Source organism: Paraburkholderia sp. EB58 (assembly GCF_050436665.1).
Taxonomy (GTDB): domain Bacteria; phylum Pseudomonadota; class Gammaproteobacteria; order Burkholderiales; family Burkholderiaceae; genus Paraburkholderia.
The window spans coordinates 422,306-447,170 of the sequence record NZ_JBNDMQ010000001.1 but is presented as its reverse complement, the minus strand read 5'-3'; the positions used below and the strand labels follow the sequence as shown (position 1 = coordinate 447,170).

Below are 24,865 nucleotides of genomic sequence, written 5' to 3'. Positions count from 1 at the left end.
GCGTAAATTTTTCTACTGTCTATCCAGGTACATTGATGAGCCAACCTACCCATACCCGCATTCGCATGTTCAACACGAAGGATACTTATCCGAACCAGACGTTGAATAACGACCTGTGCCAGGCGGTGCGTGCCGGCAATACCGTTTACGTGCGCGGCCAGGTGGGCACGGATTTCGACGGCCGGCTGGTCGGGCTCGGCGATCCGCAGGCCCAGGCCGAGCAGGCCATGAAGAACGTCAAACAGCTGCTTGAGGAGGCGGGTAGCGACCTGTCCCACATCGTCAAGACCACTACCTATCTGACCGACCCGCGCTATCGCGAGGCGGTGTATCAGGAGGTAGGCAAGTGGTTGAAGGGCGTGTTCCCCATTTCCACAGGCCTTGTTGTGACCGCCTTGGGCCAGCCGCAGTGGCTGATGGAGATCGATGTGGTTGCGGTCATCCCGGATGGCTGGAAACCGAATCAGGTCTAAGGGGTAGGACATGACATTCTCTATCATCGGACGTTGCCCGGAGACCGGCCAGCTTGGGGTGGCGATCAGCTCTTCCAGTATCTCGGTGGGCGCCCGATGTCCCTGGCTACGTGCAGGTGTGGGAGCGGTGGCGACGCAGAACGTCACACTGCCAGCCCTTGGCCCGCAGATCCTCGACCTTCTCGAAGAGCAGCAGCTCGAACCCGCGGCAGCTCTCGAGCGCGCGCTCAACGCGAACGGCTGGAGCCAGTATCGACAGGTTACGGTGATCGATAGCCAGGGCCACACTGCATTTTTCACGGGGAAAGAAGCGCTTGGCGTGCACAACGCCGTTGCTGGCGAGCAGTGCGTCGCCGCGGGCAACATGCTGGCGGGTGTGCAGGTCATTGAGGCCATGGTTCAGGCCTTCGAAAATACCCCTGGATTGCTGGCTGAACGTTTACTCGCTGCCATGTATACGGCGATGGCGGCCGGTGGTGAAGCGGGACCCGTGCATTCGGCGGCGCTGAAGGTCGTTGATGACCACACGTGGCCGATCGTTGATCTGCGTATTGACTGGGCGGATGAAGACCCCATCGACAAGCTGAATAGCCTCTGGCAGGCCTATCGGCCGCAGATGCAGGACTACGTGACGCGGGCGTTGAATCCGACCGCCGCGCCCAGCTACGGAGTGCCCGGAGATGAGTGAGATGTCGAGCCGTGAACTGCTTGACCGGCTGATTGGTTTCGCCACGGTCAGCCGGGACTCGAACCTCGAGCTGATCGCCTTCATCCGGGATTACCTTGCGGAGCTCGGGGTGCAGAGCGAGCTCTTCTACAACCCGGAACGTACCAAGGCGAACCTGTTTGCCACCATCGGTCCTCTCGACCGGGGTGGCGTTGTGCTTTCCGGCCATACCGACGTGGTTCCAGTGGACGGCCAGGCCTGGACAATGGAGCCTTTCCGCCTTACCGAGCGAGACGGACGCCTGTACGGTCGCGGTACTGCGGACATGAAAGGCTTTATCGCATCGGTGCTGGCGGCAGTACCCGTTTTTCTCAGGCGACCGCTAAACATGCCGGTACATCTGGCCTTTTCCTATGACGAGGAAGTGGGATGCCTGGGTGTGCGACCCATGTTGGCCGCGCTGGCGCAGCGTCCGCACAAGCCGCGTCTGTGCCTGATTGGCGAACCGACTGAGTTGAAACCGGTGCTGGGCCACAAAGGCAAGCTGGCGATGCGCTGCAATGTGAAGGGCGCGGCGTGCCACTCTGCCTACGCGCCTTATGGCGTCAACGCTATCCAGTACGCGGCGCGACTGATCGGCAGGTTGGAAGAGATCGGCTCGGAGCTGGCCCAGCCTGAGCATCACGATGAGAGATTCGACCCACCGTTCTCGACCGTGCAGACGGGTGTCATCAAAGGAGGGCGCGTGTTGAACATCGTGCCGGCCGAATGCGAATTCGATTTCGAGGTACGTGCGCTGCCTGGCTTCAATGCCGAACAGGTGTCGGATAAGCTGCAGACCTACGCAGAGGCCGAGTTGCTGCCGAAAATGCGTGCTGTGCAGAACGACACGGACATTCGCCTGCAGCCGCTCAGCGCCTACCCAGGATTGGCGACCTCGCCCGACAGCGAAGCGGCCCGCCTGTTGGCCCTGTTAAGCGGGTCCAGCGACTTTGGTACCGTGGCCTTCGGCACCGAGGGCGGACTGTTCGGCGAGGCGGGCATTCCCACAGTGGTCTGCGGGCCAGGAAGCATGGATCAAGGACACAAGCCAGACGAGTTTGTTTCGCTTGAGCAACTGGCAGGCTGCGATGCAATGCTCATACGCCTCGCCGACTATCTTGCGGACCCACGCTAATGCGCTGACCAGCGCAAGGTCGAGACTGCATTCGCGTTCGCTTAGCGTCCCAGAGCGGATAGGATAGTTAGCGCAGCCTCTACTTTTGCGATGCTTCGTTGATCTGAGCGAGTCGCTCACGGCAGAAATCTACGAACGATTGTGCCGGCTTGGTCAGTTGCCCACGCTTGAGTCGAGCGCTCACAAGCCCTGAAGGCGCGACGGTCTCCGTGATATCGATGCTCACGAGCTTCTTGCCGTCGTAGGTGTACTCGGAATAGGGACGAGTGACCAGCAAGGAGAAGCCGAAGCCCTGACCCACCATGCCACGTACCATTTCAATCGACGGTGAGCCGAAAACGATGTTGGGCGTGAGACCCAGTTCGTGGAACAGGCTGACGAAGTAGGTGCGGCTCGGTTGCACATCCAGCAGGATCATCGGTTCAAGACATAGATCGCGCAGGGATACCTCGGTCTGACTGGCGAACTTATGGTTTTCCGGCAGCAGCACATAGGGCTTCTGTGGCGGCATCAGCGGTTCGGTTTCGATGGTGCTGTCCAGATCATGGTCGTAAAGGAAGGCCACATCGAAGGTGCCGTCGGTCAGGCCTTGCACCAGATCCTGTTGCTCGCCGTCGCGCATGCGGATGCTCACGCCGGGGTAAAGCTCGCGAAAGCCAGCGATCAGTTGCGGCAGGTAGAGCGGGGCTACCGTTTCGAAGCACCCAATGTCAATTTGCCCCGTGACAATGTCGTTGTCGGCGAGCGCATTCTGCTCGAATTCGTGCGCCATCCGCAGCAGTTCCTGCGCCTTGTGATAGAAGCGCGTCCCTCCTGGGGTCAACGAAACCCCTTGGGCGTGGTGGCGGATGAATAGCTTTACCCCGAAGCTCTCCTCCAGCGCTTTGATGGCAGTGGAGATGGAGGGCTGGGCGATGAAGAGCTGGCGTGAGGCTTCGGCGACGCTGCCGGATTCCACCGTGGTCACGAAGTATCGAAGTTGTCGCAAAGTATAGTAAGCCACAGGCACCTCTGCTGCTTGGCCGCAGGCGCCTCGCCTGACAGCGCATTTCGTCGGTCATTTTGAGTAGCACCTTACCCGAAGAAGATATTCCCAGGGGCTACGGTTGAAAAGCTTTTTCATACGACTGGGAAATATTTTTAGTATTTTTCGTCTTCGCCAGAGCAGCGCACCATGCTTGAACCGACATTAAAGCGCGTGCGGCCACGCAAGACTGGAGACAAACCTATGACCACCCCGGATGGCAACGTGTCCTCGTTCATCGAGAAACACACAATCGGCTATGTGCCGCCTGAAGATCGCCACGGTAAAGTGCGTGATCTGTTTACCCTGTGGTTCGGCGGGAATATTGCGCCACTGCCTATCGTCACTGGAGCACTGGGCGTTCAGTTGTTTCACCTGAACCTGGTGTGGGCAATCGTTGCCATCATCGTCGGCCAGGCAGTGGGTGGGATCCTGATGGCGTTGCATTCCGCACAGGGTCCGCAGATGGGGATCCCGCAGATGATCCAGAGCCGCGCGCAGTTCGGCTCATGGGGGGCACTGCTCGTCACCGTGATAGCGGCCGTGATGTACGTGGGTTTCTTCGCGTCCAATATCGTGCTGGCAGGGAAGTCCGTACACGGGATTGAATCCTCGATCCCGGTTCCGATCGGCATCGTGATTGGGGCAGTGGGATCAGGGCTGATCGGGATCATCGGTTATCGATTCATCCATATCCTGAACCGCATTGGTACCTGGGTACTTGGAATCGGTATCCTCGTCGGGTTCTGGTACATCCTCACTCATGTCTCTACTGCCGACTTTCTGACGCGCGGCGAATTCAGTATTGCCGGCTGGCTTGCCACAGTCTCACTGTCGGCGCTTTGGCAGATCGCTTTCGCGCCATATGTTTCGGACTATTCACGTTATCTGCCGAACGACGTGGGCGTCGCGTCGACATTCTGGGCGACCTATCTTGGCTGCAGTCTTGGCTCGACGCTGGCGTTTATCTTTGGCGCTGTTGCGGTGCTTGCAGTACCGGCTGGTGTCGACACGATGGATGCAGTCAAGCAGGCTACGGGGCCGCTCGGTTCGCTGATGCTGGTTCTCTTCCTGTTGAGCGTGATCAGCCACAACGCCTTGAATCTCTACGGCGCGGTGCTCGCGGTGATTACTTCGGTGCAGACCTTCGCCTATCGGTGGATTCCCACGGCGAAAGCGCGTGCAGTGGTTTCCATCGCTATCTTTAGCGCATGTTGCTACGCGGCCATCGGGGCATCGACGAACTTTGTCGGGAATCTGGTGGATCTGGTCCTCGCGCTTCTTGTGGTTCTCGTGCCCTGGACCGCGATTAACCTGATCGACTTTTATGTGATCCACAAAGGGAAGTACGACATTCGGTCCATCTTCGAGGCGGACGGTGGGATTTATGGCCGCTTCAATCCGCAGGCGCTGATTGCGTATGCGGTGGGTATCGTTGTTCAGATTCCGTTCATGAACACGCCTATGTACACAGGTCCTATTCCCCACTACCTCGATGGTGCGGATCTCTCCTGGGTCGTCGGGCTCCTGCTGACGTCGCCGTTGTATTACTGGCTGGCGTCACGGGACACCGTGTATCGCCGCAGACAGCGGAATGCGAATATTCCGCCCTCGGTTGCGCGGTAGAGGCGGGTTCAGAAGTTCTCCACCCAAGGCCTGACCTCGAGCTCCCACGACCATGCGCTGCGGTGCTGGCGCAGCAGGTCGATATAGGATTGGGCGATGGCATCGGGGTCAAGCGTGCTGTCCGGCCGGTCCGGCGGATCGGCGCGGTGCTCGGCACGCACGCCACCATCGATGACGACATGCGCGACATGGATGCCCTTCGGCGCCAACTCGCGCGCCGCGCTCTGCGCGAGACCCCGCAATGCGAACTTGCCCATGGCGAAGGGCGCAGAGAGTGCGAAACCTTTGACGCCGGCTGTAGCGCCTGTCAGCAGGATTGCGCCCTTGCCGGCCGGCACCATTCGCCTGGCCGCCTGCTGCACGGCATAGAAGGCACCCAGCGCCGAGACAGCGACCGCATGCTCGACCTCCGCAGGATCGAGGTCCGCGATGGGGCCGCGGACCCGGCCGCTGGCGTTGTAGACCACGATCTCCGGAGCGCCGATCCGTGCCTCCGTCTCCGCGAAAAGCTGCTCGACCTGGGCGGCATCAGTCGCATCCACCGGTAGGGCAATGGCGCCTGTCTGCTTGACCAGCGGCGCCAGCTTGTCGATATTTCGCGCGGCGACGACAACTGGAATGTCGGCTGCGCGCAGGAGCCGGGTCACAGATGCGCTGATGCCGGTTCCTGCTCCGATGACGAGGGCGCTTCGGTAGGGGATGTCGTTCATGGTTTCACCGTCGGAAGGGTAGGGAGGACGATTTGGGCGCTGCCGGGTCCCCGGATCGTTGAGCACAGTGTAGGGGAAAACCGTGTCGCTTTCTCGGCCGGTGTCATTGTGTTGTCATTCCCACCCGCTCAAATGATCATACTGCCGCGCATTTTAGTGCGCAGGCACGTGACGGAAATGTGACGTGCGTCGTTTGCGTTACGGGTCTCGGTAGTACGTCTCAATACGTCTAGACGTTTAGATGATATTCGGGGCAGGATAACCGCGCTCCGAAACGACGGGAATGCCGCCGGGCGCCGCACCACCCCTAATTACAACCACCACCACTGCGTCGTACAGCAACTCCAAGTTGCGCTGACGCGTATACGGAGTCAGTCGATGTTGATCAGGAACGCTCGCGTCGTCACGCGAGACGAAGAGTTTGCCGGGACCGTTTGCATTGAAGACGGCGTCATCCGTGACGTCGAACGCGGCAGCACGTCCGCACGCGAAGCCGTCGACTGGGACGGAGACTATCTGCTGCCCGGCCTGATCGAACTGCACACGGACAATCTTGAGAAGCATCTGGCACCGCGCCCCGGCGTGCGGTGGAATATCGACGCGGCGTTTGTGATTCACGATGCGCAGGTGGCGGCCGCGGGCATTACTACCGTGTTCGATTCTCTCAGAATTGGTGCGCGCTCCGACGTGGACATGCACAACCGCGATCTGCAGACGCAATGCACGCAAGCGCTCGCGCGCTTGTCCGAAAGCGAATTGCTGCGTGCCGAACATTTTCTGCATCTGCGCTGCGAAATCGCGGCACCTGACGTGGTGGAAGTATTCGATTCGCTCTACGCGCATCCATTGCTGCGTCTTGCTTCTGTCATGGATCACACGCCGGGACAGCGGCAATGGCAGGATGCGAGTCAATGGCGCCGCTGGCAGGAACGTCACGGCAAGCTGACTGACGAACGTTTCGCCGCCGTGGTGGCCGAGCTTGCCGATGGACAGGAACGCTACGCAGACCAGCACCGCCGCGAAATCGTGGCGCGCTGCGCGAAGCTCGGCATACCGGTTGCGAGCCACGACGATACGGTGGTCGAGCATGTCGAACAGGCAGCCGCCGAAGGCGTCGCGCTGGCCGAATTCCCGACCACCCGTATTGCCGCGCAAGCCGCGCGCGAACACGGTATCGCAACGATCATGGGTGCACCCAATATCGTGAGGGGCGGATCGCACTCCGGCAACGTCTCGGCGCTCGAACTCGCGCAAGCCGGCTTGCTCGACATTCTTTCGTCTGACTACGTGCCATCGAGTTTGTTGACCGCTGCGTTTGAACTCGTCGATAAGGCTGGGTGGACGCTCCCGCGTGCAATGACAACCGTCTCCGCCGCACCGGCTCGCGCAGCGGGATTGCACGACCGTGGCGCGATAGCCCCCGGTTTGCGAGCTGACTTTGTGCGTGTGCGGATGCATGAAGCGCTGCCCGTACCCCGCGAAACATGGCGGGCGGGTGAGCGCGTCGTTTGATGCACGCCACGCACCGGTCAGGCACGTGGGCAGGGCAACGGAAATCGATTCATCTAGACGTCTCCATGCATACATGGATGTGTCACATGTGATTTCTAGAATGCGCCAGGTTGGATAGCGGGACCGCGCCGAACATCGTCAGGGAAGGCGGGCGCGGAAGCTGGAAATCGTCGTTGAATCGCACGCTACGCTTTAAACCTATTCTGAGGAAAACATGAAGGTATCCAAAGTTTTAGCAGCCGTGGCGTTTGCGGCGGGTCTTGCCTCCGGTGCAGCACATGCAGAGGGCGCCTGTCCGAACAACGGTGTGGTTCGCTTCGGCGTCGAGCCGTACGAATCGGCGCAACGCATGCTGCCGGTCTATACGGACCTCGCCAAGATGATCGGCGACAAGCTCGGCTGCACTGTCCAGCTTTACGTGGCAACCAGTTATAACGCCGAGATCGAGGCGATGCGCAATAACAAGCTCGAATTCGGCCAGTTCGGCCCGCTTGGCTACGTGCTCGCACACCAGGTCGCGCATGCCGAGGCTGTTGCGACGTTCGCCGGCGAGGCAGGCAAACCGGCCACCTACTACGCGTCCATCGTCACCTGGCCCGGCTCGGGCATCAAGACGCTGGCCGACACCAACGGCCACTCGTTCGCTTACGCAGATCCGGCTTCCACCTCGGGTCATCTGTTCCCAGCCTATGGCCTGAGCAAGAACGGCGTGGACCCTGACAAGGGCGTCAAGGCAATCTACGCGGGCAGCCACACGGCATCGTTCGAAGCGCTGCGCAACCACAAGGTCGAAGCGGGTGAGCTGAACAGCGAGGAAATCGCCAGCGCCAAGATGCACAATGAATACGATCCGGCCGCGTACGTGACCCTGTGGCAATCGCAGCCCATCCCGCTCGATCCCTTCGCGGTGCGCGGTGACTTGCCCGCAGATTTCAAGGCTCGTTTAGCGAGCGTGCTGAGTTCGCTCGACCTGCGTCAATTGCCGGAGGCTGATCAGAAGTTCATGGCAGCGAACGAAACGCCGGAACTGAAGACCGTGCCGCAATCGGATGCTTCGTACAACCAGATCCGCGATCTGGTTGCGACGCTCCATATCGATCTGGCAAAACTGTGAGTACCCAGTTCAGCGCATCCGGCGATCTGCCGCTGGACCCTGTGGCCGCCTTCGCGGCCGCGGCGGCCAGCACACGCGCGACAGCGCCGCGCACCACACTCGCACCCGGCGTGAAGCTGGCCGTCCACAACTTGACGATGAGGTATGCGAACGGTCATACGGCGCTGCGCGATTTCAATGTCTCGGTGGACGCTGGCGAGATGGTCGTGGTGCTGGGTAGCAATGGCAGCGGCAAGTCGACCTTCATGAAGTGCGTGGTCGGACTGAACCGGCCGACCGCCGGCTCGGTCGAGGTTGCAGGACGCGATCTGGCCGCGCTTTCGGGCAAAGCGCTGCGCCGGGCGCGTCTGCCGCTCGCGCTGATTTCCCAGAACGCCAATCTCGTCAGGCGGCGCAGTGTGCTGGCTAACGTTTGCTGCGGCACGCTGGGGCGCCACCGGACCTTGGCGACAGCGATGGGTCGGGTGCCACGCGAGGAAATCGAACCGGCACGCGCGTATCTGGACGAAGTCGGCCTGCTGCATCTGGCTGGCCAGCGCGCCGGCACGCTCTCGGGCGGACAGGCGCAGCGCGTGGCGGTTGCGCGAGCCCTCGCGCAACGTCCGCACGTGTTACTCGCCGACGAACCGGTCGCGAGCCTCGACCCCGAAGCCGCCGATGAAGTCATGCGCCTGTTGCGCCGCCTCGCCACCGAAGACGGCCTCGCAGTGGTCTGCGTGCTGCACCAGCCGGAACTGGCGGCGCGTTATGCCGATAGGCTGGTCGGTTTGCGTCGTGGCCAGATGGAGTTCGACCGGCCGGCATCGCAAGTCTCCAGTCAGCAGATCGCGCAGCTCTACGTGGACGAGGCTTCATGAACAAGGCTCTTGAAATGCGTGCGCCGGTCGGCTCGCCCGGCGCACGGTCGTTCTGGACGGTGTGTGCGATTGTTATCGCACTGGCCCTGTTCGTGCAGGCGTGGATAGTCGTTCAGGCGCGTCCGCAGGATCTGGTGACGGGCGCGCACGGGATGGCCGACATCATTTCGCGCGCTATGCCGCCCGCGTTCGACCAGTTCGTGCCGAATCTCTGGCCGGTGCTCGAGACAATCGATCTGGCAATTTTTGGCACCGTGTTCGGCGTCATTCTGGCTTTCCCGCTGGCCATTCTGGCTGCCGCGAATGTCACGCCGGCCAAACCCCTGTATGTCATTTCCCGCGCGGTGATCGGCGTCACGCGCGCGGTGCCCGACCTCGTATGGGCACTGCTGTTCGTGACCGCTGTTGGGCTCGGACCGTTTCCGGGCGCACTTGCACTGGCAGTCCATTCGGTTGGCATGCTTGGACGGCTGTTTGCGGAAGTGATCGAAGACATGGACATGGGTCCAGTCGAAGCGCTGACGCTCACGGGCGCCGGCCGCTTGCAGGTGTTGAGCCATGCGGTGGTGCCGGGCGTGTTGCCGTCGCTGCTCGGCATTGGGCTGTTCCGCTTCGACGAAAATCTGCGTTCCTCGCTCGTGCTGGGCTTCGTCGGCGCGGGCGGAATCGGCTTTCAGCTGCTGACTGCGATGAATCTGTTCCAGTACCAGACTGTGTCGTTTCTGCTGATTGCCACGTTCCTGCTGGTCGCGTGCGCCGAGCGCGTGTCTGCCTGGCTGCGCGGCCTCGTCATGTGAGTGCGCAGTCGCTGCTATCTTTATCCCCTCATCATTTAACTTCGAAATTTCTATGTTGATTAATCATGGCGTCGGGGGAGATCCGTGGACGCAAGGCCGCGTCATGTCGGAAAATCCGGAGATACATCCGACCGCGGTTGTTCGAGCCAGTGATTTTGGCCGCTACACCTATCTCGGCCCACGCAGCCATGTTGCCCAAACCATATTGGGCGATTACGGCTATGCGATGGGCGACAACCAGATCGCTCATGCGGTGATCGGCAAGTTCGTGAACATTGCCACCGGTGCACGTGTCAACCCGCCCAATCATCCGACGTGGCGGGCGACCAATCATCACTTTACGTATCGGTCGCGCTCTTATGGGCTCTCGCTCGATGACGACGCCAGCATCTTCGAATGGCGGGCGGAGGATCGGGTTGTGATTGGACACGATGTGTGGCTCGGACATAACGCCATCGTCATGCCAGGGGTCAAGATTGGCACGGGGGCGGCCGTTGGGTCGGGGGCTGTGGTGACCAAAGACGTGCCGCCGTTTGCGATTGTCGTTGGTGTACCGGCGCGGGTGCTGCGCTTTCGTGTAGAGCCGCAGATTGCGGAGCGGTTGCAGCAGATCGCCTGGTGGGACTGGAACCCCCCGCAAATCGACGCTGCGTTGGCCGATTTCCGCGCGCTCAGCGCGGTCGAGTTCACCGAGAAGTACGGCGGTTAGCTCCGCGCGGAAGCTGGCGAAAACCATTACCGAACGGGCGGTCCGAACCCTCCGCCCGTTGTTGCACCGGCTATTCGCGGCTGGTGTCTGTCGTCGGCGAACTGTTTTCGCCCCTCTGTCTGGCCCCGCACAACACCCCTCCGCCTCCCTGCAGGCCCTGGCCGCTCATCCCGAGGTCGGCGCAACACGCCCTTTCCCTTGTGCCATAAGGCGCTGAAGCCAAATTGAACACGCCGGCCTCTCGCCTGGCACACCCTATGCGTTATGTGGTGTGAGCGCGACCAGATGCTCACCTCAACCAAACTGCATAACACCTTAGGAGTATTAACCATGAAATCCACTCTCATGATCAAAGACCTGCCCATCGCCGAAGAACTCGACAGCAAGGCAATGTCCGCCGTACGTGGCGGAAGCGCAACCTCCATCGTGGGCGGCAACAGCCAGAACGTAGTCGGCGGCGGCGGCTTTGTCAGCTCGACGACGGGTCTGCAGGTCGGGCCGGCCGTCAACACGACTGATGCAAGCTCGCATCTCAATCTGAGCATCCCGACGTTCCAGAACTTCGGCGGCAACCAGCTGGTTATCTAAACAATGTGCGTGCCACCCCACGACGGGGTGGCCACATCAAATCTTCTCTCAAAGGAATCAATCATGCACTCGAACCTCATGATCAAAGATCTGCCCATCGCCGAAGAACTCGACAGCAAGGCAATGTCCGCCGTGCGTGGCGGCAGCGCCACCTCGGTGGTTGGCGGCAACACACAAAACGTCCTGGGCGGCGGTGGATTTGTCACCTCGACGACGGGCCAGCAAGTCGGGGCGACCGTCAACACCATCGATGCAAGCTCGCATCTCAATCTGAGCATCCCCACCGTCCAGAACTTCGGCGGCTTGCAAGGCGCGTTGGTGTAACACGTCCGCGTGCCACCCTTCGTGGAGGGTGGCACCTACCCGCTCATCTCCAGGAGCCAGTCATGCAATCGACCCTTATGATCAGAGATCTGCCCGCTAGCGAAACCCTTGACCGCAAGGACATGTCCGCTATCCGTGGTGGCAGCGCACTCGCCGGTGTCGGCGGAAATTACGGCAACGTGTTCGGCGGCGGCGGTTTTGCCAGCCCCACCATCGGTATCCAGATTGGGCCGATCGTGACGACCACCGATGCGAGCCAGCACGTGAATGTCAGCGTTCCGAGCATCGAGAACTTCGGCGGCTATCAGTCGGGCGCGCTGTAGCGGTGTGCGGTGTCGCCCTTCGGGGAGGGGGACGCTGCACGCTGCAAGCGTTGTAACTACACGCGCTTTATCCCGTTCAGAGCATTGAGGCGTTCGCGTAGCATTCTGCGAGCGCTGCTTTGCGGGACACATAAAACTGCACGATCCAGTCCGAGTACAACGCCTCGAGCACACTGGAGCCTTCGGGGTGGCGGAGAAGCTGTGCCGCCAGCGATGCCGCCCAGGCGCCGGATTCGACAGCAAATCTGAATCCGTCGCCTGTGGCGGGATCGAGTTGCACCGCGGCGTCGCCGCATACGAAGTAGCCGGGGCCGGCTGCCTGCTGAAGGCAACGCCAACGGCGGCAATCGCGCCATCTTTTGCCGGTGGGCCACACGCCATCGGGCCAATGTACGGTGGTATCACGCTGGGTCGACAGGGATGTCCAGATCATTCCCGCAGAGGTCGTATTGATCCATAACCACCCTTGCTGGGCAATTTGCCAGTGATGGTCCGGTGCATGGCTGTGCGCTGCGGCGAGTCCACGTTCCAGCCACAATGCTGGAGAGCCGATTGATTCTTCGAGTTGCATGGCCCGGCGAAGCCAGCCGTTTGATCCGCTGGCGTCGATCACGACGGGACTGGCGATCGATGACGCCCCGCAATGCACGCCACAAATTTTGCCTCGTGCTATATGCGGTTCAACGCGTCCCGCCGCGAGGGGAACGTATCGGGCGCCCGCATCCAGGGCTTCGATCCTGAAGCGTGGATCGAACTTGCCGCGCAGCAGGGCGCGACCTGACTGCGGTAAAGGTTCTGGGTCCAGCCAGATGCCGGTTTCACGCGACAGACGCGGAGCCAGCTCAGCCAGCAGCATCAGGGACGCGCGTGAGAGATACTCCGGCGCGCCGCTCGAACGGCCGCGGCCGAGCATGACGACCTCGAGTCCCGCTCGCGCGGCCGTAATGGTCGCAGCGCAACCGGCCGGTCCGTCGCCAATGACGATGATGTCGGCGTTACTCATCGTTCTGTACTCTTGGCGTATGACTCGCCGCACATCGCGCGTCACCTTTCGCGCAGATAAAGCGCCAACGCATCGGCACCGGGCGCGGCGGTGCGAACGTGGGCCAGCCGCTCGGTCGCGGTCGCGTCGCAACACAACGCCTTCGCATAGGGCACGCGCAAGCGGCCCGGTGCGGTTTGCAACGGTTGCGGAGCGTGGTCGAGCGGAAACACAAACAGGAAACGGTAAACGGTCTGCGCAGCCGCTGGCCTGTCGTTGACACGCCGTGCCGAGATGAGCCACAACTTGGTATGGGCAGGCGTCTGTCCATGATCGCAAGCAGCCACGGCGTGACGTAGCGCTCTGATGCGCCGGATCAGCTCCGCAGCGTCGACGTGCTGCAAGGCGCCGAACAGCATGTTGCCCGCCAGCGCATTCGATACGTAATCCGAACGATAGATGTCGGCGTATTCGGCCATGCCGTCTGGCGTCAGATAAGGGCCATACTCGCCATCCCATCCGCGGCACTCCTCGGCTATGCCCTTGAGCACCAGCGGATGTTCAGGATGCAGGCCGATTTCCTCGTCCAGCATCGGGATTGCGGTTGGGGCGTCGGCACGATTGAAGGTGCGTGAGGCGTCCGGGCTCAGCGCGGGCCAGAAGCTGTTCGATGCCGCGCAGAGCTTGACGTCTTCGGCGAACGGGCTGCCGAGTCCATGTGTGGCGAGAAATATGCCGCCGCGATCGCTCGCGTAGGTCACGTCCCAGCCCGGCGCGAATACATTGGACGAAGCGTCCGACAGGAATGAAACCATTTTCGCCTCGGGCGCCGCCGGACTCGTGTGATGTTCGGTACGGGCGGCGAGGCTGAATGCAACGGAGATGGTGGTGTCGGTGCGAGGGAATGCTGGCTTCCCAGTGAGCGGATCGTTGTGTTGTGGGTTGGCGGTCAAGCGTTCGCCGCTTAGCGACGAGGGGCCGCCATTTCTGAATTGCGATTTAGGATCGGTACGCGATTGCTGAAACCAGCGCTGCAACTCGACCTGATCGGCGTATGGATAGAAATCGGGCGCAGCTACGATCGAATAGGCGGGAAGAACGGGCAGCCCAGCCGGCTCGTTCAGCGCGACGCTGATCACGCCCTCGGCGCAATGGTCGATGAAAAAGCGGGTTTCGTATCCACCGTGTTTGACTCCCTCCAGGAATTTCTCACGGGTTTCCGGGTGGAAGCACATGTTCGGCGCCAATCCGTTGCCGCGTTTCGCGGGGTGACGGATGTTGATGTATTCCGGCGCGTTGCGGGGCTCGGGGTAGCGCAGCCAGTTCGGTGCGAAGTGCGGGAAATAGAGTTGTCGAACTTCGTCGAGCAGGGCGAGGAACAGCTTGGACAGGGAATTGACGATACGCATCGTCGTATAGCGCCGGTTGACCAACGCAAACGGCCACGGCCACTGACGCGGAACCTTGAAGCCATCCACTGGAGGGGTCGCGGCCTGCACGGACTCGATGAGCGGCAGAGGCTTGGGCATGACCAGCACGGCGGAGCCGGATTGCACCAGTCCCACTGTATCTGCAGCCAGGCCGCTGCTTGTCATGGTGAACGGCGGCGCGTTCAGGTCTACTGAAGGCGGCACCGGAATGCCCCATCGCGCCTGCGCGGCGCGTTTGAGCTTGTCGCCAACATGGCGATGGACGAAGGACAGCGATACAGAGATTCCCGGCAGGCATTCAGAGCCCTGGAACAGCTTGTAGACGGGTGTCACGAAGTCGCGTTCATGATCGCCGCTTTGCTCGCCTTCGATCAATGCCAGCGCGTGCGGTCCCTGGCGGCGACGCACGAGGAACGCGCCGAAGCGTGCCGGCAGCACACGAACATGCGCGGCGTCGCCGGCATCCGGGGAAAAGCAGCGGCCAGGTGAATCGAACTTGGCCTCGCGATCGCCATTGCGGGCAATGCCCAGCCGCGAGAACACCGTGTCCGCATGCACCTGGTGGCCGGTGCGGCGGGCCGGACGATACTGGTAAGCGAGCACCGCGATCTCCAGCTTCTGCCAGTCGTCGGGTGGCCTCGCGCGCGAATATAGATAGTTCTCCAGCAGATCCAGCTCATCGGGCGAGACACTTTCGGCCGCGGACCCGTCCGCTGGGCGAGCGAGCAGGTGGTAAAGCAGGCTGCGTGCCGGGTCCCCGGGTTCGATGGCCCGGCACGTGGAGCGGCACAAATCGGCGACAAGGGGATCGGTCCAGTCAATCTTCAGTGCCCGGGCGAGTTCGCTCGCGGTGTCGGCCGCGTGAAGGTCGAGGCCGTGACGTGCGAGAACGGCTTCCCAGGCGGGGGCGATGCGATAGAGCACATCGTGTACAAGATCAACGAGCATCGGCGACCTCTGCGTGGCGTTGCTATGCGGGCTCTGCCGGTAGCGTGCGGTGCGTTGAAAACCTCAAGCCTGGTGTGAATGCCGGTTTCGGCGGGCCACTGCCCAGACTAATATAGGTGATTCCGGTGCTCGCGGTACTAGCGGATGCCCCTGGTCGTGCCATTGGCGTTTCCATTTGCAGGAAGCGTTGTTCTTTTCAAAACGATCTGGACTCCCGCATTTCAATTGTCCGCAGGCGTGCGCGTTCTTCTATTGATGGCCGGTACACACACACCAGCCAACGCCGCAACAGGACTGCTCGACGATGACCTACCGGCTCTGAAACCTCTCATGCTAAAGCGCAGAACCTTCCTGATCGGCGGTCTTGGCGCTGTCGGCGCACTGGTCGTAGGGTGGTCGGCGCTACCGCCACGCCAGCGTCTGGTGGGCTCCGCGCCATTGCCGGTGCAGGGCACACAGGTGCCGCTCAACGGCTGGGTCAAGGTTTCATCGGACAACAGCGTGACCGTGATGATGTGCAAAGCGGAAATGGGTCAGGGCATCTATACAGGAGCTGCCATGCTGCTGGCGGAAGAGATGGATGCCGATTGGGCACAGGTGAAGGTCGAACAGTCGCCTATCGACGGCATCTACAACAATCTGGATAACGTCGCCGGCGATCTGCCGTTTCGCCCCGATGATCACAGTGTCATCGAGGAGTTGACTGTCTGGATGACACGCAAGATTTCGCGCGATTTCGGCACGATGATCACCGGCGGTTCCACCAGCATCAATGACCTGTGGCTGCCGATGCGCGAAGCCGGCGCAGGGGCACGCGCGATGTTGTGCGGCGCGGCGGCCGATAATTGGCATGTGCCGGCAGGCGAATGCCGCGCCGAGAGCGGTCGCGTGCTGCATTCGTCTGGACGCTCGGCAAGTTTCGGAGAACTGGCCGAACTCGCCGGCCAGCAATCGCTGCACGCTCACGTCGTGCTCAAGACCCCCGCCCAGTTCAGGATGATCGGCAAGCCGCTCAGGCGCATCGATGGGCCGTCCAAGCTCAACGGGAACGCGCGGTTCGGTATCGACGCGTTGCCGGACGGGTTGCTGTACGCAAGCGTGCTGATGTGTCCAACGCTCGGGGGAACGGTCAGTCATTTTGACGACTCGGTGGCTCGCGCACTACCTGGTGTCGTCAAGACGCTGAAGGTCGACGCCTATAACGGCGGCACCGGCGGCATAGCGGTGATTGCCGAGAATGTCTTCATTGCGATGTACGCACTCGATGCGATAGCCGCTTTGGGGATTGAATGGAATCACGGCGCAGCAGCCGACGTCTCCGATCCGGACATGATGCGGAGCCTCGCAGATGCACTGGACCATTCGGAAGGTCATGTTTACTACAGCCGCGGCCATATCGATGGCGCGCTGAACACCGCTGCCCAGGTCGTGAGCGCCGAATACCGTGCTCCGTATCTCGCGCATGCGCCGCTTGAGCCTCTCAACTGCACGGTGCAGGTCAAGGACGACGGCGCCACGGTCTGGGTCTCCACCCAGGTCCCCGCGCTCGCGCGCAAGCACGTGGCCAAGGTGTTGCACCTGGACACCGACAAGGTGGACGTGCAGGTGCAACTCCTCGGCGGAGCATTCGGCAGGCGGTTGGAAGTGGACTATGTATCGCAGGCTGCGGCTATCGCTCTCGAGGCGGACGGCAGGCCCGTGCAGACGCTCTGGAGCCGACCTCAAGACATGACGCACGACTTCTACAGGCCAGCCTGCGTGTCGCGCTTTAAGGCCGGGCTGAATAGCGCAGGCGAGGTGGTGGCGTGGCGAAACACATCGGCCAGCCAGTCGGCCGTTGCCGCTTCGCTCAAGCGCAACTACGGTGTGCCCGATCCTCTGATCGACCGGACCACGGTGGAGGGCGCGTTCGATCAGGCCTACGAATGGCCCAATCTGCGGGTCGCGCAGACTACGGTCGAACTGCCGGTTCCGGTCGGTTTCTGGCGTTCGGTGGGGCATTCTCATCAGGCGTTTTTTGTCGAGAGCTTCATGGACGAACTGGCCGCGGCCGCGCGCAAGGATCCAGTGGCTTTCCGTGCGAGTCTGCTCCAGCATCATCCACGCCATCTTGCCGTGTTGCAGCGTGCCGCCGCGCTTTCGGACTGGGGGCGTCCGCTTGCGCGGGGCCCCGACGGCGCGGCACGCGCACGCGGCGTCGCGCTTCACGAGGCGTTTGGCAGCATCGTCGCGCAAGTGGCGGAGGTTTCTATTGGTGCGGACAAGAGCGTGCGCGTGCAGCGAGTGGTATGCGTGGTCGACTGCGGTACGCCGGTGAACCCGAATCTGATCCGCCAGCAGTTGGAAGGCGGCATTGTATTCGGCCTGTCGGCCGCGCTGTACGAAGCGATCACCATCGATCACGGCCAGGTACAGCAGCAGTACTACTCGGACTTCCCGATCGTGCACATGGACGACTGTCCGGTCATCGACACCGAAATCATGCCGAGTGAGGCCGAGCCCCAAGGGGTGGGGGAAATCGCCACTCCACCCATTGCCGCGGCCGTGGCCAATGCGGTTTTTGTACTGAGCGGCCAGCGTTTGCGTACGCTGCCATTGAAACTCGCGTGAGCGGCGGGGGAGAACATGCTATCGCTGAACATCAACGGCAGACAGGTGCTGGTGAAATCGGACCCGGATACGCCGCTGCTTTGGGTGCTGCGGTGCGAACTGGGCATGACCGGAACCAAATTTGGCTGTGGAATCGGCGTGTGCGGAGCTTGCACGGTGCATGTAGACGGCGCAGCGCAGGTGGCGTGCCAGGTGGTCATTTCCGATCTTGGCAGCCGCAAGATCACCACCATAGAAGGACTTCAAGGTGCCGAGGCCGTTGCGCTCAAGGCCGCCTGGAGCACCATCGACGTGGTGCAATGTGGCTATTGCCAGAGCGCCCAGCTCATGGCGGCATCCGCACTTCTAAAGCTGAAGCCTAAGCCAAGCGACCAGGATATCAACGATGCGATGTCGAACGTGGTGTGCCGTTGCGGCACTTATCCGCGCATCCGGGCGGCCATTCATGAGGCCGCTCGACAGAAAGTGGGCTAATGGGCCGATGATTATTCGTGTCGCACGCCTGATTTTGTAGTGGCGGCCGGAACGGGTTGACGCGCGGATGGGAAGCCTTGTGGATAGTCGACAAGACGAGCGGGGCTCGATGCCGCCTGCAGAAGCGAACCGTAACGGGCGCCGCTTCGCGCGCCGCCCACGATGGCGGCCATTGCCAGTCTGTCGAGTTCGACACTGTCGGGAAGATCCTTGATTGCGATGGAGGCCATGGCTGTTCCTGATGTTGTGACCAGAAGGGATTGATACGAAACAGTATAGACAATGCATCGTTCGCACGTGTTTTGCTATGCACTGATGCGCTCGGCGCGATGCTCGGGAAGTGATGGGCTGGAACCAACACAAGGGGGTGATTCTGTCAGGTGCGGCACAACACCTGTCGCGCGAAACCTGTTGCACGACGCGCACATTGTTGGGCAATCCTGAATTGCGGAAGGCTTGGGTGCGGGCTAGTATCGGTCGTGGGCATGTAACTTCTTACGACAGGTTTTTCTACGTTTATCGGGAGCTGCGTGGCTTTACAAAAATGGCGAACCTTGCGCACGCGATTAGCGAATTCCAGAGTGGCGGGCTCTCGCAAGATGAGTTCATTGCACAGCTCGACAGTACGCTGACGAAGGACAGTGTGGGATCGGCGCGGCTGCTGGAGATACTAGGCGAGGCCCATACCCACATGCCGCTGCCGCCGGAGGTGTACGCGGAAGTTCAGCGCAGGATCGAGCGGATGGCCGGTACGAACCTGACGTTGGGCGGCGGCGAGACCCGCGTGCAGACAATGCCCCGATATCCCGCTTCGTCTGCTGGCGTCCCGCGGGGACCAGCAGTAAGCGTGGGGCAGTCGGGTACGTCTGCGGGTCCTCAGTCCACCAGCGGCTCCGAGTCTGTCAAAGGCGTCGGGGATACGCTCAATAATCGCTTCGTGCTGGAGGAGTGTCTCGGCGTTGGCGGCATGGGCACCGTGTACAAGGCACTTGACCTGCGCAAGCTGGAGGCGTCCGACCGCAAGCCCCATGTCGCAATCAAGGTTCTCAACGTACAGTTCCGCGGCAATCCGCAGTCGCTGATCGCGCTGCAGCGCGAAGCCAGGAAAGCCCAGGTGCTGGCGCACCGGAATATCGTCGCCGTATACGACTTCGACCGGGACGGTGCGATCGTCTACCTGACGATGGAATATCTGTCCGGCAAGCCGCTCAGCCATCTGTTGCGCAACAAGAATTTCAAGGGCATGCCGTACGGCGAGGCATTGCCGATCGTCAAAGGCATGGCGAATGCGCTCGCCTATGCGCACGAGCATGGTTTCGTTCACTGCGACTTCAAGCCAGGCAATGTGTTGCTGACGGACAAGGGCGAGGTCAAGGTGATCGACTTCGGTATCGCCCGGGTTTTTCAGCGCCCTGAAGAGGAGAGCGATGCAACCGTGTTCGATCCGGGCACGCTCGGCGCGTTGACACCGGCCTATGCGAGCCCCGAGATGATCGAGCATCTCGAACCCGATCCGCGCGACGATATGTACGCGCTCGGCTGCATTGTCTATGAGCTGCTGACGGGACATCATCCGTTCAACCGGCTCTCGGCGACTCAGGCACGCAGCGCCGACCTCAAGCCGCAGCGTCCCGAAGGGTTGGGGAACCGCCCATGGCGCGCCTTGCGCGCAGCGCTCTCGTTTGAGCGCCAGACGCGTATGCCAACCGTCAACCGATTCGTCGCCGAATTTACTGCGCAGCCGCGAGTCACGAAACAACGCATGCTGGTTGCTGGGGGCGCTGCACTCGCAGGGCTGGGCGTGGTCGTGCTTGGATTCGTGTGGTATCGGGCAACGGACAATTCCACCGGCGCTCCGCCTGCATCATCGGCGCCGCTGATTGCGGCTGCGCCGGCAACTTCGAAAGAGGTGACGGATCGCGTGGAGACTCCAGTACCGCAAGCGGCATTGGCGTCAGCGGTGGCGCCGTCGTCAGCGGAGCCGCCGTCGCCTCCACTGACGCTCGCGTCGGTCACCGCAGCGCTTGCGCAGATGCCATGTTCTGCGCTGGCCGCGTCGGTCGAGGGGCACGCGGTAAAAGTGCACGGATTCGTGCCGCAGGCGAACGGCATCGCCGCGCTCAAGGATCGCCTGAATGCGCTGCCAGGCGTCAGCACGCTGAACGTCGACGTGACACCGCTGGCGGCAGACAAATGCGATGTCATCCAGTTCTTCGCGCCATACTGGACCCGCAACTGGCAGGCCGGTCACCCCGCCGCGCTTCGGGTGAAGGCGCCTGAGGGGCAACTCGTCGAAGGCGAGCCGCTAGTGGTCAGCGTGGCGACGCCGGGCTACGATTCGTACGTCAACATCGACTATTACCAGCTAGACGGCAGCGTCGTGCATATGGTGCCCAGTCCACGGGCACCGGATAACCAGGCGCCGCCGAATTACGCGGCCACCGTTGGCAGCGCAGGGGACTGGGTGATTGCCAAACCGTTCGGGACCGAGCTGGTAGTACTGCTGATCACGCCGGCGCCGCTGTTCAGCGCAGTGCGGCCGGAAAGCGAAGCGCGCGCGGATTATCTGCGCGCATTGGATACACGGCTTGGGCAGATTGCGGGCAAGTACGGTACGGAGCGCATCGTGGCCGATGTGGCCGAGATCAACAGCCGCGCTCGCAAGCATTGAGCGCTGCGCTTCACGGCCCTCTTCGGCGTCACGCTCATCGCTCGCCGCCGCTTCAGGTCACTTGAGATCTTTGGCAACCCGGAAGCCGTTTTGCGACTGGCGCACGCTCTGGCTGTACTTGAAGCGCGTCGAAGCGAGCATGTAGTCGGCGCCTTCGCGCCACGAGCCGCCGCGAATGACCCGCATGTCGCAGCCGGCCGAATCCCAGGCGCGGCCATCGGCGGGGGCGTCCTTGTACGAGCTGTGCCAGCAGTCGCTCACCCATTGCCAGACGTTGCCGCCCATGTCGTACAGACCATAGGGATTCGCTGCGAACGTTCCGACGTTTTCCGGCCTTTCGTCGTGCCAGGGATCGCCGCAGCCCTTGCAGTTGCTGTTGCCTTTGCGCATCTGCTCGCCCCACCAGTACGTCGTCGCCGTGCCGCCCCGTGCGGCGTATTCCCATTCGGCCTCAGTCGGCAGGCGGTAGGGTTTGCCGGTCACCTTGCTGAGCCATTTGATGTATTGCTGGACCTCGTCCCAACTGAGGTCGCGAGCGGGAGCGTTGGTGGCCGGACCGTTTTCGCCCGAGAGCTTCGGGCAGGCATTGGCGGCTACGCAGGCATTCCATTGTTCGACGGTTACGTCGTACTTGCCGATCGCAAACGGTGCGCCGATCGTGACACGATGCGGCGGCCTCTCGGAGATATCACCCGCATTGCTGCCCATCGTGAACGAGCCGGCGGGTAGTGACACCATCACGGGGCAGGTTGCGCAGTCCTTGCTCTCGCCGGCTGCTGGGACGTTGGCTGCGGATTTGTCCGGCGTCTTGGGAGTGGTGGCTACGGGTGCGGGCGCAGGAGCGGGCGTGGGTTGGGGTGTGGCCACCATGGCTGAAGCCGCGTGCTGATGCTCGGGGGCGGGTTGACTTGGTGCAACCGTGTGCGCCGGTGGCGCCGCGGCCGCTTGAGCCTTCGATGCGGCGGGCGGTGCGAGTGGCGCAGCACCCGGTGCGGCATTGGGCGCGGGCGCGGAAGCCGCGGCCTGCAAGCGCTCGATCCGTGCTTTCGCGAGTGCTGCGAAGCGGCCGTTGGGGTAGGCCTTCAGGTACGCCTCGTAATCGCTTGCGTAGTTGCTGTTCTTGATCGAATCCCAGAACGTCAGTTCGTATTGTTCGCCGCTGTCCTTCGGCATGATGCCGCGGCTATGCAGGGCGACAATCGTTGCGTCGGCAAGTTCCAGACTTGCCGGGCTTGTCACGTCGCCACCTGCATAGCGTGCAAAGCGAAAATCGCGGTCGAGCGACGACACCGCCCAGGGTTTTTGCTCATCGCCGGTGTCGGCGCGTACGGCTCGCTCAACGCCACGGATCATCCCGTCGATGTCGCGTTCCGGAGCCTGGGCGAGCGCACGCAATAGAGCGCGCGTATAGACACCGTGGCCGATACCGTCGGCCGCAAACCCGCCACGGGCCGTAGCGTACGCGATAAATGTCTGCTCAGGCAACGGCAAGCCCGGCTTTTCCGTATCGGCGGAATGGAATGGGTTTTCCAGACAGGTGTCGAGTATCACCAGATTGGTCTTGTCGGCACGGGGCGCAGACATCGCTGCGAGCACGCTGCTCAGATCGATGCCATTGACGAGAAGAGAGGGGGGGGATCGACCGTCGATGCCCGCCGGTACCAGGATCGTTTCGTTGCCGACCTGCAAACCGTGTCCAGCAAAGTAAAAGAGACCGACGCCGCCGCCCGCAAGACGCGCGCGAAACGCGGCTAGCGCCTGCCGCATCTGTTGCGGCGTTCCATCCGCCAGGACGCTCACTTCGAAGCCCAGCGAGACGAGCTGCGCACCCATGCTGCGGGCGTCGTTCGTTGCGTTGTCAGGCGCGATAGCTCCGCTGTCGCCATTGCCGACGACGAGCGCAATGCGCCGCTCGCCCGCCGTCGTCTGAATAATTGTGCTGTTGCCAACTTGCGTGACAGCGTGGGCATCCGTCCACACCGTGTGTAGGGCCCCGGCTATGCACATGAACAGGAATTTTCGCCACATATTCAAATCCTGGTTGTCCGTACCGAATCCGCTATCCGACGACGAACGCTCTGGCATCGGGCGCGGTGACGCACCGCACAGCGGCTTACATGCGAATTGTGTTGGCAGTAGCGCGACAGTCGTAAACAACGATAGCACGCAGTACCTGCGTCACAAGGTTAACGAATGGTCCGTATCTTTTTATGAAGTTACGTCCTAAGCTAAAGGACGAAATACGAGGTCCGGTTCGGGGCGCTTTGCCAGATGCCTCGATACGCGGATGCGCACGCCGCTGGCGAACCTGCTGCTGACCGCGCGGTCAGCGTGTGGTTTGGCAGCGGGCGAGAGAGCCACTCTCCCGGAGGAGGCGCAACATGCCAGTAAGAACAGCGCTTAGTGTTCTGGCCGTGATATTCCTGACTGCTGCGGCGCCAGCCACGCAGCAATCACCGTCTCCGCCTGGTGCCGAGGAGTACATCATCTGGCCGCCCGACGGTGCCGTGATTCACGGCGGCAAGCTCTGGGTGCGGATGGGCTTGCGCGGCATGGGGATCTGTCCGAAGGGCGTCAACGTTCCCAACACCGGACACCATCATCTGTTGATCGATACCGATCTTCCGCCGCTCGACCAGCAGATCCCTTCCGACCGGAACCACCTGCACTACGGCGCTGGCGAAACTGACGCGCGCGTCGAGCTTGCGCCAGGCACCCATACGTTGCAGCTTCTGCTTGGGGACCAGAACCACGTTCCGCAGGTCCCCCCGGTTTATTCGAAGAAGATCACCATTTACGTACGTTAGGACCGCTTTGTATACATCGGTCTGCGAGGACGGAGAGCACCCACGATGAAGAAGATAATCGCTCTCGCGGCACTGGCCGCCATGGTCTGGCTGATGAATCCAGCCTTTGCGGCTGGTACGCCGTCGCCGCCCAGTGCCTTCTGCTATATCGGTTACCCGAACGACGGACAAACGTTGCCCGCCGGCAAGCCGTTTCGCGTCTGGTTCGGCCTGCGCAACATGGGTGTGGCGCCTAAAGGCGTCAACTACCCGAACACCGGCCACCACCACCTGCTGATCGATACCGATTTGCCGCCGCTCGATCAGGAGATCCCTTCCGATCGTAGCCATCTGCATTTTGGCGCGGGCGAAACTGAGACGACGCTGGTGCTGCCACCCGGGAAGCACACGCTTCAGTTACTGATGGGCGACTACATGCATGTACCGCACGTTCCGCCGGTCTACTCGAAGAAGATCACGATCTACATCAAGTAGATACATCAATCAGCGACGAGCGGGCTGTCTGTTGGTGCGATGCCAACGCTGTGAAGTCATCATGTTGGACGGCGCCGATCACATCGTGATTTGCCTATCCTGGCGATTCCCCCGACAGCGTGTCGCTACCTCCTGAACACCCCGTGATTTCAAGGGCCTGGATGCTTTTCCAAAGCACAGGGGTGGATTGGCACGGCCTATGCATAAGCTGGGTGCGAGCAGACAGAGATGCTCCCACCATCGGCAAAGCGCCTCACAGCCCCACGGAGAACCGCAATGAACACGCTCATGATCTCAGACCTGGCCGTCACCGAAGAACTCGACAGCAACACGATGCGCGCCGTGCGCGGCGGCGTGACGACAGGCGCAGGCACCGAGATGCCTCTCCTTCTCTCGTCAAGCCCGTTCAAATTTGGCAACGGCGCGACGATCAGCCCTTCGCAGCTGATCAGTCAAGGTCTGAACATCCAGAACTACAATGGTATGGACACGGCCTTCGACACGGGTGTGTCTTCGACCATCACGCCACATCAGTCCGCCAATAACAGCATCACCTTCGTCTGACCGG

At 61.7% G+C, this 24,865-nt stretch carries 24 protein-coding genes; 18 read left to right on the top strand and 6 right to left on the bottom strand.

What is annotated here, in order from left to right:
• Positions 1-35 precede the first annotated feature (35 nt).
• Genes P3T40_RS02060 through argE form a run of 3 tightly spaced genes read left to right on the top strand, consistent with a single transcriptional unit; the run spans position 36 to position 2,317 of the window.
• A complete protein-coding gene (locus P3T40_RS02060; protein ID WP_429266003.1) occupies positions 36-473 on the top strand; it encodes a RidA family protein in 438 nt (145 codons plus the stop codon).
• Between the two features lie 10 nt (positions 474-483).
• Positions 484-1,161, top strand: coding sequence for a DUF1028 domain-containing protein (locus tag P3T40_RS02055; protein WP_429266002.1), 678 nt, complete (start codon positions 484-486; stop codon positions 1,159-1,161).
• Positions 1,154-2,317, top strand: coding sequence for an acetylornithine deacetylase (gene argE, locus P3T40_RS02050; RefSeq protein ID WP_429266001.1), 1,164 nt, complete (start codon positions 1,154-1,156; stop codon positions 2,315-2,317). The genes P3T40_RS02055 and argE overlap by 8 nt, the downstream gene beginning before the upstream one ends.
• 79 nt (positions 2,318-2,396) lie before the next feature.
• Here argE and P3T40_RS02045 read toward each other — a convergent pair whose 3' ends face one another.
• On the bottom strand, positions 2,397-3,320 hold the full coding sequence (locus tag P3T40_RS02045; protein WP_429266000.1) for a LysR family transcriptional regulator: 924 nt from the start codon (positions 3,318-3,320) through the stop codon (positions 2,397-2,399).
• Between the two features lie 225 nt (positions 3,321-3,545).
• Here P3T40_RS02045 and P3T40_RS02040 point away from each other — a divergent pair, with 225 nt between their 5' ends.
• Complete coding sequence (locus P3T40_RS02040) at positions 3,546-4,967, top strand: purine-cytosine permease family protein (RefSeq protein WP_429265999.1); 1,422 nt, start codon at positions 3,546-3,548, stop codon at positions 4,965-4,967.
• 8 nt (positions 4,968-4,975) lie between these two features.
• Here the strand turns inward: P3T40_RS02040 and P3T40_RS02035 are convergent, their stop codons facing one another.
• A complete protein-coding gene (locus tag P3T40_RS02035; RefSeq protein WP_429265998.1) occupies positions 4,976-5,677 on the bottom strand; it encodes an SDR family NAD(P)-dependent oxidoreductase in 702 nt (233 codons plus the stop codon).
• Positions 5,678-6,055: 378 nt separating this feature from the next.
• Here P3T40_RS02035 and P3T40_RS02030 point away from each other — a divergent pair, with 378 nt between their 5' ends.
• The 8 genes from P3T40_RS02030 to P3T40_RS01995 all read left to right on the top strand — a co-directional run bounded on the left by P3T40_RS02030 (position 6,056) and on the right by P3T40_RS01995 (position 11,901).
• A complete protein-coding gene (locus P3T40_RS02030) occupies positions 6,056-7,189 on the top strand; it encodes an alpha-D-ribose 1-methylphosphonate 5-triphosphate diphosphatase (protein WP_429265997.1) in 1,134 nt (377 codons plus the stop codon).
• A 214-nt stretch (positions 7,190-7,403) separates the two neighbouring features.
• Positions 7,404-8,303: a phosphate/phosphite/phosphonate ABC transporter substrate-binding protein gene (locus tag P3T40_RS02025; RefSeq protein ID WP_429265996.1), complete on the top strand. Its 900-nt coding sequence runs from the start codon at positions 7,404-7,406 to the stop codon at positions 8,301-8,303.
• The gene (phnC, locus tag P3T40_RS02020) at positions 8,300-9,160 is read left to right on the top strand and encodes a phosphonate ABC transporter ATP-binding protein (protein ID WP_429265995.1); all 861 of its coding nucleotides are present in this window, start codon (positions 8,300-8,302) and stop codon (positions 9,158-9,160) included. Before P3T40_RS02025 ends, phnC begins: the two co-directional genes overlap by 4 nt.
• Positions 9,157-9,957 carry a phosphonate ABC transporter, permease protein PhnE gene (gene phnE, locus P3T40_RS02015; protein WP_429265994.1) on the top strand — a complete coding sequence of 267 codons (801 nt, stop codon included), beginning with the start codon at positions 9,157-9,159 and terminating at the stop codon, positions 9,955-9,957. Before phnC ends, phnE begins: the two co-directional genes overlap by 4 nt.
• Before the next feature lie 52 nt (positions 9,958-10,009).
• Complete coding sequence (locus P3T40_RS02010) at positions 10,010-10,666, top strand: DapH/DapD/GlmU-related protein (RefSeq protein WP_429265993.1); 657 nt, start codon at positions 10,010-10,012, stop codon at positions 10,664-10,666.
• Between the two features lie 330 nt (positions 10,667-10,996).
• Complete coding sequence (locus tag P3T40_RS02005) at positions 10,997-11,254, top strand: hypothetical protein (protein ID WP_429265992.1); 258 nt, start codon at positions 10,997-10,999, stop codon at positions 11,252-11,254.
• A gap of 63 nt (positions 11,255-11,317) precedes the next feature.
• Positions 11,318-11,578 carry a hypothetical protein gene (locus tag P3T40_RS02000; protein ID WP_429265991.1) on the top strand — a complete coding sequence of 87 codons (261 nt, stop codon included), beginning with the start codon at positions 11,318-11,320 and terminating at the stop codon, positions 11,576-11,578.
• A 62-nt stretch (positions 11,579-11,640) separates the two neighbouring features.
• Positions 11,641-11,901 carry a hypothetical protein gene (locus P3T40_RS01995; RefSeq protein WP_429265990.1) on the top strand — a complete coding sequence of 87 codons (261 nt, stop codon included), beginning with the start codon at positions 11,641-11,643 and terminating at the stop codon, positions 11,899-11,901.
• Positions 11,902-11,977: 76 nt separating this feature from the next.
• On the opposite strand, the gene P3T40_RS01990 is transcribed toward P3T40_RS01995, so the two are convergent.
• A complete protein-coding gene (locus P3T40_RS01990; RefSeq protein WP_429265989.1) occupies positions 11,978-12,904 on the bottom strand; it encodes an NAD(P)/FAD-dependent oxidoreductase in 927 nt (308 codons plus the stop codon).
• A 41-nt stretch (positions 12,905-12,945) separates the two neighbouring features.
• Complete coding sequence (locus P3T40_RS01985) at positions 12,946-15,261, bottom strand: hypothetical protein (RefSeq protein WP_429265988.1); 2,316 nt, start codon at positions 15,259-15,261, stop codon at positions 12,946-12,948.
• A 330-nt stretch (positions 15,262-15,591) separates the two neighbouring features.
• Between P3T40_RS01985 and P3T40_RS01980 the strand changes: the two genes are divergently transcribed.
• Positions 15,592-17,871: a molybdopterin cofactor-binding domain-containing protein gene (locus P3T40_RS01980; RefSeq protein ID WP_429265987.1), complete on the top strand. Its 2,280-nt coding sequence runs from the start codon at positions 15,592-15,594 to the stop codon at positions 17,869-17,871.
• 15 nt (positions 17,872-17,886) lie between these two features.
• Positions 17,887-18,345: a (2Fe-2S)-binding protein gene (locus P3T40_RS01975; RefSeq protein ID WP_429265986.1), complete on the top strand. Its 459-nt coding sequence runs from the start codon at positions 17,887-17,889 to the stop codon at positions 18,343-18,345.
• 11 nt (positions 18,346-18,356) lie between these two features.
• Here P3T40_RS01975 and P3T40_RS01970 read toward each other — a convergent pair whose 3' ends face one another.
• Entirely contained in the window at positions 18,357-18,575 is a 219-nt protein-coding gene (locus P3T40_RS01970; protein ID WP_429265985.1) for a hypothetical protein, read from the bottom strand.
• A 314-nt stretch (positions 18,576-18,889) separates the two neighbouring features.
• Between P3T40_RS01970 and P3T40_RS01965 the strand changes: the two genes are divergently transcribed.
• A complete protein-coding gene (locus P3T40_RS01965) occupies positions 18,890-21,016 on the top strand; it encodes a protein kinase domain-containing protein (protein WP_429265984.1) in 2,127 nt (708 codons plus the stop codon).
• Positions 21,017-21,073: 57 nt separating this feature from the next.
• Here P3T40_RS01965 and P3T40_RS01960 read toward each other — a convergent pair whose 3' ends face one another.
• A complete protein-coding gene (locus P3T40_RS01960; RefSeq protein WP_429265983.1) occupies positions 21,074-23,044 on the bottom strand; it encodes an SUMF1/EgtB/PvdO family nonheme iron enzyme in 1,971 nt (656 codons plus the stop codon).
• A gap of 353 nt (positions 23,045-23,397) precedes the next feature.
• On the opposite strand from P3T40_RS01960, the gene P3T40_RS01955 reads away from it, so the two are divergent.
• From P3T40_RS01955 to P3T40_RS01945, 3 genes are all read left to right on the top strand, one after another.
• Positions 23,398-23,823, top strand: coding sequence for a DUF4399 domain-containing protein (locus tag P3T40_RS01955; protein WP_429265982.1), 426 nt, complete (start codon positions 23,398-23,400; stop codon positions 23,821-23,823).
• A 45-nt stretch (positions 23,824-23,868) separates the two neighbouring features.
• Positions 23,869-24,297 carry a DUF4399 domain-containing protein gene (locus P3T40_RS01950; protein WP_429265981.1) on the top strand — a complete coding sequence of 143 codons (429 nt, stop codon included), beginning with the start codon at positions 23,869-23,871 and terminating at the stop codon, positions 24,295-24,297.
• 276 nt (positions 24,298-24,573) lie between these two features.
• Positions 24,574-24,861 (top strand): hypothetical protein, encoded by a 288-nt coding sequence (locus P3T40_RS01945; protein ID WP_429265980.1) that lies wholly within the window; start codon positions 24,574-24,576, stop codon positions 24,859-24,861.
• Positions 24,862-24,865 lie beyond the last annotated feature (4 nt).